Annotated in this window: 14 protein-coding genes and 1 tRNA gene; 12 read left to right on the top strand and 3 right to left on the bottom strand. The window is 41.0% G+C overall.

What is annotated here, in order from left to right:
• The first annotated feature begins 346 nt into the window (after positions 1-346).
• The 10 genes from C8P65_RS09095 to pyk all read left to right on the top strand — a co-directional run bounded on the left by C8P65_RS09095 (position 347) and on the right by pyk (position 11,474).
• Positions 347-3,604, top strand: coding sequence for a SusC/RagA family TonB-linked outer membrane protein (locus tag C8P65_RS09095; protein ID WP_107782529.1), 3,258 nt, complete (start codon positions 347-349; stop codon positions 3,602-3,604).
• Positions 3,605-3,616: 12 nt separating this feature from the next.
• The gene (locus tag C8P65_RS09090) at positions 3,617-5,077 is read left to right on the top strand and encodes a RagB/SusD family nutrient uptake outer membrane protein (protein ID WP_107782528.1); all 1,461 of its coding nucleotides are present in this window, start codon (positions 3,617-3,619) and stop codon (positions 5,075-5,077) included.
• A 131-nt stretch (positions 5,078-5,208) separates the two neighbouring features.
• The gene (locus tag C8P65_RS09085; RefSeq protein ID WP_107782568.1) at positions 5,209-5,472 is read left to right on the top strand and encodes a DUF6364 family protein; all 264 of its coding nucleotides are present in this window, start codon (positions 5,209-5,211) and stop codon (positions 5,470-5,472) included.
• The gene (locus tag C8P65_RS09080; protein WP_107782527.1) at positions 5,469-5,876 is read left to right on the top strand and encodes a type II toxin-antitoxin system VapC family toxin; all 408 of its coding nucleotides are present in this window, start codon (positions 5,469-5,471) and stop codon (positions 5,874-5,876) included. Before C8P65_RS09085 ends, C8P65_RS09080 begins: the two co-directional genes overlap by 4 nt.
• Positions 5,877-5,897: 21 nt before the next feature.
• Positions 5,898-7,154, top strand: coding sequence for a sigma-54 interaction domain-containing protein (locus C8P65_RS09075; RefSeq protein WP_107782526.1), 1,257 nt, complete (start codon positions 5,898-5,900; stop codon positions 7,152-7,154).
• A gap of 9 nt (positions 7,155-7,163) precedes the next feature.
• Positions 7,164-7,607 carry a hypothetical protein gene (locus tag C8P65_RS09070; RefSeq protein ID WP_107782525.1) on the top strand — a complete coding sequence of 148 codons (444 nt, stop codon included), beginning with the start codon at positions 7,164-7,166 and terminating at the stop codon, positions 7,605-7,607.
• A gap of 33 nt (positions 7,608-7,640) precedes the next feature.
• The gene (locus C8P65_RS09065; RefSeq protein WP_107782524.1) at positions 7,641-8,912 is read left to right on the top strand and encodes a nucleotide sugar dehydrogenase; all 1,272 of its coding nucleotides are present in this window, start codon (positions 7,641-7,643) and stop codon (positions 8,910-8,912) included.
• A gap of 60 nt (positions 8,913-8,972) precedes the next feature.
• Positions 8,973-9,404, top strand: coding sequence for a hypothetical protein (locus C8P65_RS09060; protein ID WP_107782523.1), 432 nt, complete (start codon positions 8,973-8,975; stop codon positions 9,402-9,404).
• A gap of 145 nt (positions 9,405-9,549) precedes the next feature.
• Positions 9,550-10,014 carry an IPExxxVDY family protein gene (locus tag C8P65_RS09055; protein WP_107782522.1) on the top strand — a complete coding sequence of 155 codons (465 nt, stop codon included), beginning with the start codon at positions 9,550-9,552 and terminating at the stop codon, positions 10,012-10,014.
• Positions 10,008-11,474 (top strand): pyruvate kinase, encoded by a 1,467-nt coding sequence (gene pyk, locus C8P65_RS09050; RefSeq protein ID WP_107782521.1) that lies wholly within the window; start codon positions 10,008-10,010, stop codon positions 11,472-11,474. The genes C8P65_RS09055 and pyk overlap by 7 nt, the downstream gene beginning before the upstream one ends.
• Before the next feature lie 109 nt (positions 11,475-11,583).
• On the opposite strand, the gene C8P65_RS09045 is transcribed toward pyk, so the two are convergent.
• Both C8P65_RS09045 and brnQ read right to left on the bottom strand, forming a co-directional pair.
• Positions 11,584-11,659, bottom strand: a tRNA-His gene (locus C8P65_RS09045).
• Between the two features lie 129 nt (positions 11,660-11,788).
• Complete coding sequence (brnQ, locus tag C8P65_RS09040; protein WP_107782520.1) at positions 11,789-13,084, bottom strand: branched-chain amino acid transport system II carrier protein; 1,296 nt, start codon at positions 13,082-13,084, stop codon at positions 11,789-11,791.
• 163 nt (positions 13,085-13,247) lie between these two features.
• On the opposite strand from brnQ, the gene C8P65_RS09035 reads away from it, so the two are divergent.
• Together C8P65_RS09035 and C8P65_RS09030 are read left to right on the top strand one after the other, a co-directional pair.
• The gene (locus tag C8P65_RS09035) at positions 13,248-13,970 is read left to right on the top strand and encodes a metallophosphoesterase (RefSeq protein ID WP_107782519.1); all 723 of its coding nucleotides are present in this window, start codon (positions 13,248-13,250) and stop codon (positions 13,968-13,970) included.
• A 20-nt stretch (positions 13,971-13,990) separates the two neighbouring features.
• The gene (locus tag C8P65_RS09030) at positions 13,991-14,728 is read left to right on the top strand and encodes a PA3715 family protein (RefSeq protein WP_146162929.1); all 738 of its coding nucleotides are present in this window, start codon (positions 13,991-13,993) and stop codon (positions 14,726-14,728) included.
• A gap of 260 nt (positions 14,729-14,988) precedes the next feature.
• On the opposite strand, the gene C8P65_RS12170 is transcribed toward C8P65_RS09030, so the two are convergent.
• The coding region (locus C8P65_RS12170) for a hypothetical protein (RefSeq protein ID WP_211305897.1) at positions 14,989-15,204 on the bottom strand (216 nt) is incomplete at its 5' end.

Genomic DNA, 15,204 nt, shown 5'->3' with positions numbered 1-15,204 from the left:
AATGGATATAGGAATAAGCCACCTACAGCGAACGATAAGCGAACGATAAGCGAACGATAAGCGAACGATAAGCGAACGATAAGCGAAGGATTAACGTCTGCCAACCTCTCAATGAGTTAATTATTAAAATTTGTTTTAACAGAATATTGTCAGAATATAAGGTGATTTTTTTAGATATTCTCAAAGAAAATGTATTTTAATGAAAATACAGCAAGAAAATAAAGTTTTTATTGCAAAATTTATGCACTCTTCTTTTTTTAGTTGCGAAAAAAATAACAGAAAATATTTTGAAGTAAGCTGAAAATATTTATACCTTTGCGCTGTTGTTAATTAAAATATTTAGAAGATGAAATTGAACAGACTTGTGTACGCACTGTTATTAGCATTAATAGTGCACGGCTTCTCCCTCGCACAAGAGCGAGAAGTAAAGGGAACTGTACGCGACTCTAATGGTTTAGAGATGCTTGGCGTGGCAGTAGTAGTAAAAGGCGAAGGTCACGGTACCGAAACGAACCTTGATGGTAAGTATACCATTAGGGTAGCCGATGGCAAGACCCTCGAGTTTTCGTTCTTAGGTATGAAAACCAAACGCTTCAAAGTAAATGGGCAAAGTAGAATAGATGTGGTGTTAGAGGAAGAAGCTCAAGAAATTGGTGAAGTGGAAGTAGTGGGCTACGTAACGGTGAAGAAAGACCAATACGTGGGTACAGCTGCTACTATTGATAAAGAGTCCCTTAAAAGGAAAAGCGTTTCTAACGTATCTAAGGCTATTGCAGGAGAAGTAGCAGGGGTACGTGTTATTAACTCTTCTGGGCAACCAGGTACTGCAGCTACTATACGTGTGCGTGGGTTTGGTTCAGTAAATGGTAACCGCGACCCTTTGTATGTGGTAGATGGGGTACCTTATGAAGGGGCTGTATCTTCAATCAACCCTGATGATATTGAGAGTATGGTGGTGCTCAAAGACGCTACTTCTACTTCAGTATACGGCTCACGCGGGGCTAATGGGGTGGTACTCATCACTACTAAAAAAGGACGTGTTGATACATCACGCATACAAGTAGAATCAAAAATAGGGTTTAATATGCGTTTATTGCCTCGTTATGAAACGATTACAAGTCCTGAGCGCTATGTAGAGCTCGGATGGGAAGCTTTGCGTCAAAGTGGGGCACTAACACAAGCTAAAAACCCAGCAGCTTTTACAAGAGCGGGTTATGCTAGTCCAGCTGATTATGCTAGCAAAAATTTATTTGGCAAATTAGGTATTGCTCCTAAATATAATATGTGGAATGTAGCAGGGGCTAACCTTATAAACCCTGCTACTGGTAAGGTAAACGATGGGGTAACCCGCAAATACGACCCAGAAGATTGGGGTGACTACGCTTTCCAAACAGCCGTGCGCAGCGAGTACAATGTAAGTATGAGCGGGGGTAGTGGCAAAACTACTTACTATACAGGTTTTGGTTACCTTAAAGATGATGGATATGCTATCAATTCTGGTTTTGAGCGTTATACAGGTCGCCTTAACTTGGGTTATCAGCCTAAAAACTGGCTTAAAGGTGAGTTTAACTTAAGCTATGTGCATACTAAAACGAAAGCTAACGGACAGTCGGAAAACTCTGATAGCTTGTTCTGGTTTACTGATAACATTCCTTCTATCTATCCGTTATTCTTGCGCGATAGCAATGGTGATAAAGTAGATGAGCCTTATTACGGAGGGTATCAATACGATTTTGGTCAGGGGCGTGGTTTTGGGGCACTTACCAATGCCGTAGCACAAGCTACCTATGACCAGAAAAACAGAACCCGCAATAACGTGCTTGGTAATGTTTTCCTTCGTGCTGATATAGTAAAAGGGCTTACTTTCGAAACTCGTTTGGGGGGTGAGTATTATAATAATGCTTTTAACAACTATACTAACCCTTACTATGGTAGTTCTGCTTCAGAAAAAGGTTCTCTTACCAAAAACCGATATGAATTGCTTAACTACACTTTCTTGCAAATGTTGCGCTATACCCAACAATTTGGCAAACACAATCTACAAGCCTTTGTAGCACACGAAAGTACTACTTACGATTATTATACATTCAGTGGTAGTAAGAGTGGTTTGGTTGACCCTAAAGGTACAGAGCTCGAAAACGCTATCAAATTAAATAGTTTGACTTCTTATATCTATAACTATCGTTTGGAAAGTTATTTCAGCCAGCTACTATACGATTACGAGGGCAAATACTTGTTCTCAGGTTCGTTGCGCCGCGATGGTACTTCACGTTTCTTAAACAACAAATGGGGTACTTTTGCTTCAGCAGGTTTAGGCTGGGTAGTGAGCAAGGAAAACTTTTTGAAAGAGAAAGAATGGTTGCCTTACTTCAAACTCAAAACCAGTTATGGTACTGTAGGCGACCAAGAGGTAGGTAGTGGCAATGCCTCTTACTACTCAGGTTATGATGTGTACGATTTGGGCAACTTTATGGGCTTGCCTTCGGCAGTGTTCAACCGTATAGGCTACCCCGACCTTACTTGGGAAAACGCTAAAATATTCCAAGTAGGGGCTGAGTTTACTTTCCTAAAATCACGTGCTATCGAGTTGCAATTAGATTATTACCACAAAACTACCGATAATTTGGTATTCGACAGCCGTTTAGCACCTTCTAGTGGTAATGGTCTTTGGAAAGTAAACGATGGTAAATTGGTGAACAGTGGTTTTGAGTTTAACTTACAAACACACATAGTAAACACCCAAAATTGGCGTGTAGATGTAGGGGTAAATGGTGAATTGCTCAGCAACAAGCTAACCCAAATGCCTTATGACAAATCGATAAAAGGTGAAAAGATCATTGATATATCAGGTATCTTTGGTAGAAGCAAAGGGCACTCGCTCTATGATATTTACACACGTGAATACCGTGGGGTAAACAGCCAAACAGGGGCTGCCCAATGGACAATGCACTATGCCGATAATAACAACAATGGTACCTATGACAATGGTGACGAGGCTATAGCTTCATTGCACGAATACCAAGCCAAAAATCCTAACGCTAATATAAAAGAAAAGCTAACAGAAAACTATAACCAAGCTACCCAAAAATATATAGGCAAAAGTGCTATACCCGATGTACGTGGTGCCTTTAATTTCAATGTAGGATACAAAGGGCTTTCACTTAGTGCGCAGTTATTGTACAGCTTAGGAGGTTATGCTTACGATGGGGTATACGCAAACTTGATGGGTAATGAGAAAATAGGAAGTAATAACTGGCATAAAGACATAGAAAATCACTGGAAACAAGCAGGTGACGCTACTGATGTGCCAAGATTGACATCAAACTACGGCAATGATGGTCAGGCTAACAGTTCTTCATCACGTTTCTTAACTAAAACAGATTACTTAGCACTTAATAATGTTACCTTGGCTTATAGCTTAGATAAAAAGGTATGTCATACTATAGGGTTTGAAGGTTTAACCTTTACCTTAGCTGGTGATAACTTATGGTTGGCTACAGCTCGTAAAGGCTTTAATCCTACCACTTCAGAATCAGGTAATTCTGATCGTTATACTTATTCACCTTTATCTACTTTTACTTTAGGGGTAAAAGCAACTTTTTAAACAGAATGCACTATGAAAAAGATATTAACATTTAGTATATTATCGGCAGTAGCTTTCAATCTTACTGCTTGTAAAGACGATTTTCTCAACACCTCACCTACAGCGGTAGTATCTACAGCCCCTGCTGATGTACGCCTCAATGGTTTGTACCTTATGACCTACCAATCGGGTACAGGAGGAACTACAGGGCAGACTGACTTTGGCCAAAAAAACGTAGATATTTGTACCGATATGCTCTGCGGTGATATGGCGCTGTTAGCAACAAATTATGGTCAGTATAAAGATGTTGCCAATTTAAAAGCAACTCAACAGTCAAGTAATAATTATAACTATATTCCTTGGCGTTATTACTATCGTTTGATATACGAGGCTAACAAGTCAATAGCCGAGTTGGCAAGCCCTAAGAACAATAGCGAGAAGTATACTTTGGCACAGTTTCGTGCACTACGTGGTTATGCTTATTTTTATCTAATGCAGATATTCACCACTAAGTACGAACCAGATTCAAGAACTAACTCTATACCTCTCTACACTACCGCTGATATAACTAGCAAACCGAGAGTAAAACAATCAGAAGTGTATGCCCAAATAATAAGCGATTTAGAATTTGCAGTTACTAACCTTGCTGGGTTTACACGTAGCAAAAAAGGTATGATTGATAAATATGTAGCCGAAGGCTTGCTTACTTATGTATACGCTGCTATGGGCAACAACCAAAAAGTAGCCGAGTTAGCACAAGATATCGTCAATAATAGTGGCTATCCACTTACTACTCGCGAACAAACAGTATACGATGAAACTACTAAGAAAGGTGGCGGTTTTAATGATGTTGAAACTAAAAGCTGGATGTGGGGGGTTGACCTTATCTCTGAAAACGATTTTTCCTTAGATTCTTGGTGGGGTATGATGGATGTCTACACTTATAGTTATGCTTGGGCTGGAGATGGTAAGGCTATGGACGACAAACTATATGCCCAAATACGTACTAATGACCTTCGCAAAAAGCAATTTACCACAGTTGATGATGCAGAATTGCTGCCTGCAAATAAGTTTTTTGCTCCGGACAGAACTATTGGAGGACAAAGAAAAGTAGTGACTGATTATGTATATATGCGAGTAGATGAGTTTTACTTATTAGCAGCGGAAGCCTTGGCTAAGTTAGGGCAAGATGCACAGGCTAAAACTATCTATAAAAGGCTTCTAACACAGCGTTACCCTGAGGCAACTGCTACTACTGATATAGCCTATGTAGATGCACTTACTAATGCACAGTTGCAAGACGATATCTACCTCAATACTCGTATAGAGTTATGGGGTGAAGGCAAAAGTTACTTTGCTATGAAGCGCAACCACAAAACAATAGAAAGAGGTAGTAACCACGTAGAGGAAAAGAATACAACTTTTAGCTACGACAATCCACGCCTTACCTTTGCTATTCCTCAGAATGAAAGTATTAATAACCTAAATTTGTAAAAGATTCTATATACACAACCAAGAACTGCCCCCCATAAAGGGGCAGTTTTTTATTTAGGGTAATTTGCCAATTGCTAATTGTTTTGTACCTTTGCCAAAAATACAGAACAATCACTGTTAAAACCTATAAGATGAATACAATAAATATAGACCCTATCGTTTTGGAGAAAGCACAGCGCTATGCTCAAGAAAATGACTTAGACCTTTCAAACTATATAGAAAAACAACTTAAAAGCCTCTATATTCAAGAAGAACTCTTTGGTAAAAAAAGAAGAACTCAAGACCTTGATGCACTATTAGATAGTATCACAGGAGTATTACCAGAAATGACTGATGAAGAGGTTAGAGAAGAGTGTGCTAACTATATTGAGGAAAAATATCTCGCATTAGGATGAAAAAAGTATTTATAGACACCAATGTTTTATTGGATTTGATAATGAAGAGGCGTGGTTTTTATCAAGATGCCAAGAGATTATTTGATTATTGTGAGCAAAAAAATATAAAAATCTATACATCGGCCATTTCTATTGCTACGATAAATTATTTGCTGTTGAAATCATATAGAAAAGAAGAAGTGAAAAGATTACTAGAGGTTATTTATGATATTACAGAAATTCTTCCTTTTTATAAAGAAATAATCTTTAAAGCTCATTTTTCTAAATTTAAAGACTTAGAAGATGGGTTTCAGTATTTTACTGCAAAAGAAAATAATATTAAGGTGATTATAACACGAAATCAGAAAGATTTTGAAGTAGATGATTTGTCTGTTGTAACCCCTAAACAGTTTTTAGCGCTTTAACCCCTAACATCTAATACAAAAGTGGAAAACATACAAACTATAAAGCAGCGATTTGGTATTATTGGCAATGACCCTAAGCTAAATCGCGCCCTCGAAAAAGCGGCTCAAGTAGCCCCTACTGATATTTCGGTATTAGTAACCGGCGAAAGCGGTGTGGGTAAAGAGGCTATCCCTAAGATTATCCACTCGCTATCACTCAGAAAGCACGGCAAATATATAGCGGTAAACTGTGGTGCCATTCCCGAAGGTACTATCGACTCCGAGCTTTTTGGTCACGAAAAAGGGGCTTTTACAGGAGCGACTGCCACCCGTAATGGCTATTTTGAAGAGGCTGATGGTGGCACTATATTCCTCGATGAGGTAGGCGAGTTGCCCCTTACTACTCAAGTGCGACTGCTGCGCGTGCTTGAGAATGGTGAGTTTATAAAAGTAGGTTCTTCAGTAGTGCAGAAAACCAATGTGCGCATAGTAGCCGCTACGAATGTCAATATGCAAGAGGCTATTAAGAAAGGACGTTTTCGTGAGGATTTATATTATCGTCTTAGCACTGTAGAAATACACCTGCCGGCTCTGCGCGAGCGCAAGGATGATGTGCATTTGCTTTTCCGCAAGTTTGCTTCAGACTTTGCTAATAAGTATAAGATGCCGCCTATTAGGCTTACTGATGATGCGGTGCAGCTATTAGTAAACTATCGTTGGAGCGGCAACATACGTCAGCTGCGCAACGTGGCGGAACAAATATCGGTATTAGAGCAGAAGCGCGATATCAGTGCCGCGATACTGCGCACTTACCTGCCTGATGAGGGGGCGCAACTGCCTTCAGTAGTGCCGCAGCACAATAGGGCAGAAACAGACTTTAGTAACGAACGCGAACTGCTCTACAAGGTGCTTTTCGATATGAAAAGCGACTTAAACGACCTGAAGAAACTCACCCTTGAGTTGTTAGAAAACGGCAATTCGGCACAAGTGCAGCAAGACAATCAGGTACTTATACATCGTATCTATGGCGACCCTAATAAGATGAAAGACCCTACACCATCGCCTTATACGGTGATACCCGTACAGCCGATTGATAAAGAACCGCTCATCCACGAGGATAGTTATGATTATGAAGAGGCGGCTGAAGAGGAGCGTTTTTCGCTTCAAGATCAGGAGCGTGAGATGATTATCAAACTATTAGAGCGCAATGACGGCAAACGCAAAGAGACTGCTAAAGCCTTAGGCATTTCCGAACGCACTCTCTATCGCAAAATAAAGCAGTACAATCTTGATAATTAGTAAATTACTATGAAAAAAGTGTTATTCTTTTTACTTCTCTTGGCTTGTAATAGGGGCTATACGCAGCTTTCTGTAGTAACAGGCTACGACTACATTGGTAGGAATACCTTTCATACAGGGCTTGCTGCCGATATCGATATTTCTGACCACTGGGGGGCTCTCCTCACCACTGGAGTGCATCTTACTGGCTATGAAGGGAGTACGCGAGGTATCTTTGAAGCTACAGGGGCTATAAGCTATAATAGAATATTCGCAGGAGCTACTTGTACCCCTTATTCGGTTATCCCTAAAATAGGAGTGGGGCAAAAAGACCTTTATTTATATGTAGGGTATGCAATTCCTACCAAAGACCATTCGCCTTTAGATAAAGGTGTGGCGGTAGGGATAAATATAAACCCGCTCTATATACTGATGTTGCCCCTCGCGCTAATTATTGGTGATCCACTAAAATAAATTAGCCTATTAACTCATCAATAAATTATTAATATGAAATCATATAAAATAGGTATTATAGGGCTCGGTTATGTGGGTTTCCCCTTAGCGTGTTTGTTTGCCAAAAAATATCCTACGGTGGGCTATGACCCTTATCAGGAGCGAGTGGCACGTTTGTCTGAGGGGGTAGATGTTACTAACGAAATTAGTACGAAGGTGATACAAGCGCGCCTGAGTACCCATCTGCGCTGTACCGCTACCCCTGATGAGCTGCGCGACTGCAATGTGTATATAGTGGCGGTACCTACCCCTATAGACCTCTATCAGCAACCTGATCTTACGGCTTTGCGCGAAGCAAGTAGTACAGTGGGCAGCTTGCTAAAGCAGGGCGATATCGTTATTTACGAATCGACTGTTTACCCTGGGGTTACCGAAGAGGTATGCGTGCCTATACTCGAACAGACGGCTGGGCTCACCTTTAACAGAGATTTCTATGTAGGCTACTCGCCAGAGCGTATCAACCCTGGTGATAAGCAACACACGGTAGAGAATATCTGCAAAATAACCTCAGGCTCTACTCCTGAAATAGCCAGAGAAATAGATGCTCTCTATAACTCGGTGCTCACAGGAGGAACTTACCTCGCTTCGTCTATCAAAGTAGCCGAAGCAGCCAAAGTGATAGAGAATGCTCAACGCGATGTGAATATCGCTTTTATGAACGAGATAGCTAAGATTTTCAATATTTTAGACATCGATACGAATGCAGTAATAGATGCTGCCAGCAGTAAGTGGAACTTTTTGCCTTTCCGCCCAGGGTTGGTAGGGGGGCATTGTATAGGGGTAGACCCTTACTACCTTATTCAGAAAGCAAAGTTACACGGAGTGTCGCCTCGCCTGATGATGGAAGCCCGCAAAACTAACGACTCGATGGGGGGCTATATAGCTTACCAGATTATCAATCAGTTGTGTTTGCGTGGCTTACCAGTGAAGGATAGCAGAGTGTTGTTGCTGGGTTTTACCTTCAAAGAAAACTGTCCTGATACACGCAATACTAAGGTGGTAGACATCTACCGCACGCTGCAACATTTTACTGATAACATCACCGTATACGACCCCTTTGCTAATGCCGAGCGTGTAGCTGAAGAATATGGTTTGACACTTACCACCGAGTCGGCACAACTCCCTACAGATAATGATGTGGTAGTACTCTGCGTACCTCACCAATGTATTCTGCAAATGGATATCTATCAATACCTCAAACCCGAAGGTATTATCTATGATGTGAAAGGCAAGTTGCCTCTTTCTGAGCGCATCTATAGGCTTTAATAATTGAAAATTGGCATACTTTTTGATTGTTTCTAAAAAGGATAGAAAAACTATTTGATAATGAAAAGAATAGTGTGGTGTATGACCCTTATAGCTGCGATAGTAGCAGGTTGTGGTAATAGTAAGAATGCGGTCGCTTATAGTGTGGCTCAGAATTATTTTGTGAATAATACTTTTGAAAATAAAGAAGTAGAAACTCTCAAGATAGACAGCCAAGAGGAATTTGATCGCATTTTTGGAATGGCAACAACGATGGCGAGCAAGCCTACCGCTATCAATTTTAAAACTCAAAGTGTGTTGGCTATCATAGCGCCAGCCAGCGAAAAAGAAACCACCATCCGTATTCGTGCTCTCGAAACCACCCTTACGAATGGTATTTTGGTAAAATATACAGTAGAAAAAGGTAAAGATTTGGGGTATACCGCCCAAGCAGCACAGATATTATTGGTGAATAAAACCGATAAAGAAGTGCAATTTGCCGACTACTATTAGTGCTAAAAAAGAGAAATCGCTATTATATTACATATTTTAAAAGGTGTACAATAAAAGGTTGTACACCTTTTTTTAATTTATAATTCTAAAATCATCATTCAATATTCAAAATTCTTTTGTATCTTTGCACCCGAAATGAAGTGTTATGAAAGTACTTAGGCTATCGGTAGACGATTATTGCGATTATCACCTCATCGCAGTTTATACTCATTTACAGGACTATAAGCTAGCGTATTACCTCAATAAAGTACTTAAGCTGCACTTGTGTAGAGAGCATGAAAAACCTTGTTTATACTGTCCTCATACACAAAACACGTATCCTTATTACCGATGGGAAGACACTCTTTTGCGCGTCACTTGGCATTGTATTGCTAACAAACTAAGTGGTAGTCAGCAGTTAGATGAGGGATTCTTTAGCACAACTAACACTGTGCACTACCTTATAGATAAGCTAAAAAAAGTAGATTTCTTTTTGAAAATAGATACAGAAGGCTTGTTTAATGCCCAGCAAATTATTGCTAAGATACAGCAAATACCAGCGACTAACGCTCATATCGTTGCACTCAATACGTTGAATATAAAACATAAATTGCTTTTTCAAGAATGCTAAACACTAAAAAAACAAAAATAGTAGCAACCTTAGGCCCTGCTACCGAAGACCCCCAAGTAATCAAAGATATGATGGCTGCAGGGGTGAATGTATTCCGCATCAATTTCTCTCACGCCGATTATGACGATGTACGTACTCGCGTAGAGATGATTCGCAAGATAAACCAAGAACACGGTTTTCATACGGCTATCCTTGCTGACCTACAAGGCCCTAAACTCCGTGTAGGCGTAATGGAAGACGATATAATAGTAGCTCCAGGCGACCATATTACTTTTGTAACCGGAGAACCCTTTGTAGGCACAAAAGAACGCGTGTATATGAACTACAAAGAGTTCCCTACCGATGTAAACCCAGGTGAGCGTATCCTTTTAGATGACGGTAAACTTATCTTTGAGGTTGTATCGACTAACCGCGAAGACGAAGTAATGGCTATAGTAGTACAAGGGGGACCTCTCAAATCGAAAAAAGGGGTGAACTTGCCTAATACTAAAGTATCATTGCCAGCTCTTACTGAGAAAGACATACGCGATGCTCTCTTTGCAATTACCCAAGATGTAGATTGGTTTGCGCTTTCGTTTGTTAGAAATCCTGAAGATATACAAGACCTTAAAGACCTGATAGAAGAGAATGCAGGTCATAAAATACCTATCATCGCTAAGATAGAAAAACCAGAAGCATTAGTAAATATCGATAAGATTATGGCTAATTGCGATGGTATAATGGTAGCTCGTGGTGACCTTGGGGTAGAAATACCAGCTGAAGAAGTGCCGCTTATACAAAAAGAGTTAGTACGCAAGGCTAAGTCGCATCATATACCAGTAATCATTGCTACTCAGATGATGGAAAGTATGATTTCTAGCCTTACACCTACACGTGCTGAGGTGAATGACGTAGGAAACTCTGTACTCGATGGTGCCGATGCAGTGATGCTCTCAGGCGAGACCTCTGTAGGTAAATACCCAGTACAAGTAATTCAGCAGATGAGCAGAATTATTAAGAGTGTAGAGGATTCAGATCTTATACAAGTACCTCTTGAAACACCTTTTATCCGTTCGTTGCGCTACGTTACTAACACTATCTGTTTCCATGCAGCTAAGATGGCAAATGATACCAATGCCAAAGTAATAACTTCGCTAACTAATAGTGGTTATGCGGCATTCCGTATTTCGTCATACCGTCCTAATTCACACATACTTATCTTTACTTCAAATAAGCGCTTGCTCACTCAGTTAAACCTTTTGTGGGGAGTTACTACTTTCTATTATGATCGTTTTGTCTCTACTGACGAGCTTATAGAAGATATTAACCATATAGCCAACGAAAAAGGCTATGTAGATATGGGTGATATAATGATAAGTCTCGTATCCATGCCAATGCAAGGCAAAGGAATGGTAAATACTCTACGTGTATCAGAAATCGACTCTTGTGCAGTTAATTTTGAGAAAAAAGGAAGAAGATAATTCACAAAAATAAACAATAAAGGCTGTCTATTAATTAGGCAGCCTTTTTATTTTGCTAATAGTATAAACAAAAAAATAACGCCCCAAAAAGGCGTTATTTTTTTATTCAGGGTGGAATATGGGGCTCGAACCCACGACCTTCGGAACCACAATCCGACGCTCTAACCAACTGAGCTAAGACCACCATCTATGTTTTTCGAGTGCAAAAGTACAGCTTTTCAGTATATCTACCAAATTTTTTACTAATTATTTTTTATAATAGCATTTAAAACGCTGATTGTCAGTTGTTAGTTATTAGAACTAAACCTTAACACCTACCTCCTCTTAAGCACCGCTACTGCTAAAAATACTACCAATGATGGCAACACCCATTCCAAATCATACGCCGCTAAGGGTAGCTGTTTTTTAAGTTCATACAACCCTCCCAAAGGCAACTTCAGATTGTTACACGTATCGATGAGCGATAGCAGTGCAGTCATCAGCACACTCGCTATATAAGGCGCAGGCGTTTGTACCCAATTGCTAAAAACCAATACACATAAGATAATCGTAAACACTATCGGATAGATAAACACCAATATATGTCCCGCATAGGCTATGATACTATCCACACTATTCACCGACAGAACTACCGCTATAAGCGTACACAGCACCGCCCCCATTTTATAAGACAAACGCCCTTTGGTAAATTCCTCAAAAAACGAACTTACAGCCGAGATAAGCGCAATCGCAGTCGTCAAACACGCAAAGCCAATAGCAGCAGCTACCGCCATTGTGCCCCAATACCCTAATACAGAGTGCGATATGTGCAATAACAGCTTCGTGCGCGTACTTCCCTCATTCAGAGGATACCCCGAGGTCGCCCCTAAGTAAATCAACCCTCCATAAATGAAAAGCAAACACAAGGTCGATACAACCCCTGACAGTAGCGTCATTTTAGTGCGCTCTGCAGGCGAACTAAACCCTTTATTCACCACCGCCGCTATGATGATACTTGCAAAAATCACCGAGGCAAGCACATCCATTGTTTGGTAACCCTCCGTGAAGCCCAACACAAAACTTTCCGTAGCCGTCATTTGGGTAGGCTCAATGGCAGCAGTAGGGTATAGCACCCCAAATATGATGAGCAAAAACAAGACAAACAACAAGAATGGCGTCAGAAACCTACCTATAATATCTACTATTTTAGTTTTTGAAATCGATAGAATAAGAGCAGTGCCGAAGAAAAGAATAGAAAACCAAATCGGCGAAAAGTCGGGTAACAGAGGGTGTATCCCTATCTCAAAAGTAGTTGCTCCCGTGCGTGGTAAGGCTACCAGCGGACCTATACATAATATAATGAGCAGCGTCAGCAGTTTCACAAGGGTAGGGTGCAACAGCAGCCCTAAATCGGTAAACTGCTTCCCCACTTTAGCCACCATCAACACCCCTAAAAAAGGCGCGAGTATAGCAGTGATAAAAAGCCCGATGAGCGCCCAATGCCATTCATACCCCACTCTTATCCCTATAAAAGGCGGAAAAATAAGATTACCAGCCCCAAAGAACATAGCAAAAAGAGCAAAACCCACAGTAGTAACCGTAGTCCATTTATGTTTAGATAGATGCTTCATAACCTCAAACTGATAAAATAAGCGCAAAAAAAATAAAAAAAATAGAATAAAACAAACTTTATACAATAATTAACACTAAGTAAATCAACAAATCGACAAATTTGCTAATCAACAAATTATTTTTCGTATTTTTGCCTCCGAAACAAAATAAAAACTAATACCGATGCGAACCTTAGTAATAGGCGATATACACGGGGCAATCAAAGCCCTCATACAAGTCCTTGAGCGTGCCGACATTCAGTCCACCGACCATCTTATCTTTCTTGGCGACTATGCCGATGGCTGGAGTCAGACCCCCGAAGTCCTCGATTTTCTCATCTCCTACCAGCACCAGCAGCGCTGCCTCTTCTTGCGCGGCAACCACGATGCCCTTTGCTACGATTTCCTACAGGGAAAGAATATGGATACCCTCTGGCGATTACACGGCGGAAAGGCAACCGAAAAAGCCTACCAAAACGTTACCGAAACCCGCCGCCAAGCACATTTAGACTTCCTTGCCTCCCTGCAAAATTATCACTTAGACGCTCAAAACCGCCTCTTCTTGCACGCCGGATTTACCAACCTACGCGGCATTGCCTACGAGCACTTCCCCGAAATGTATTATTGGGACAGAACCCTATGGGAGCTCGCCCAGAGTATCAACCTGCCGCCTACCGACCCTCATTACCCCAATCGCCTCAAGCTCTACACACATATTTATATAGGGCATACCCCTACCACTCGCTTAGGAACGGATAAACCATTGTCTTTCAACGGATTAACCAACGTTGATACAGGGGCAGCCTTCAAAGGGCGCATTACCATTATGGACATCGATACCCTACAATACTGGCAAAGCGACCCCGTATACACCCTTTATCCCGATGAAGCCGGACGCAACCAATAACCCCTAAAAATCAATTAAAAATGAAATACCTAATATTTTTATTGCCGCTATTCAGCTTAGCCCAACCCAATATGGCTGATGTACAAGCCATTGAAAAACAGTTAAAAATCGACAAGCGCCACATCGATTGGCATCTTTATACCGAGCAACGCCTCAAGAGCGACACCCTCTACAAGCTCATTGCCTTTCCTCTTACTCGCACAGCCCCTCACGCCGAGCAAGTACAGCACGATGCCTATATAATCCTATATAATACTAATAATCAGAAAGTTGAAAGTACTTATATAGCCGAAAACGAATGGAAAGAAAGTCCAGAGGCACGCATACAAGGCATCGAACTCAATCCTAACGAACAGCTTTTAGGCAAGCGTACTACGGCCTACGAAGTCAAAATCTTCTATTCCAACAACCATCGCACCAGCCCTCGCGCCACCGAGGAATTGTTGTTTTTTGAAAGGAAAGGCAAAAAGCTAAAGAAAATATTCACAGCCCAAGCCTCTTCATATATAGGTGAAATCAATATAGGGCAAATAGGAGCTGCGCAAAGCAACTGCAGTGGCAACATCACCGAAGAACGTAGTACTTTTAGTATTACAGACGAAAAGGAAAGAGGCTATTATATAATAAAGGAGGAAAAAACGACTAAGACCCTTCGTATTGTCACCGACAACACCGGCTTTTGCACCGAGCAACCCACAGGTACGGAACAAACCACCCACTATTGGCATTACAAACGCAAAGCCTACCATCCCGATTAGGAAAAGAAATCCAATACAACTAATATAGGGATGATACAGGAACAATATAGGAACACCGAAGGATAAGCGAAGTACGACTATCTAACAATCGCTTATCCCACCTGTCCCACTTGTCCCAGTCCTCTCAGCCTTCCTAGCCTTCCCAAGCCTCCCATCTGTCCCATAATCGCCTGTGCGGCTCGCACTCCCAGCCCTCTCAAACCTCCCAGCCTTCCTAGCCTTCCTAGCCTTCCCATTTTCCCCCAAAAAACTCCCTCTCTCTAACCCTTGATTTCCAACCACTTAACAACTGCCCTCAAAAAAACTTCAAAAAAAGTTGCTAAAAAATTTGCAGAATTAAAAAAACGCCGTACCTTTGCACCCGCAAATGAGACGATAAGTGCTCTTGCAAGAAGAAACAACACGTACATTGACATAATGTTGTACAGCACAAAATAAGATTTAAAGAATCGAGTGAAACCTGAAGTCAATAACTT

The organism is Capnocytophaga leadbetteri, from assembly GCF_003054025.1.
GTDB classification, from domain to species: domain Bacteria; phylum Bacteroidota; class Bacteroidia; order Flavobacteriales; family Flavobacteriaceae; genus Capnocytophaga; species Capnocytophaga leadbetteri.
This window is presented reverse-complemented; position numbering and strand designations above follow the sequence as displayed.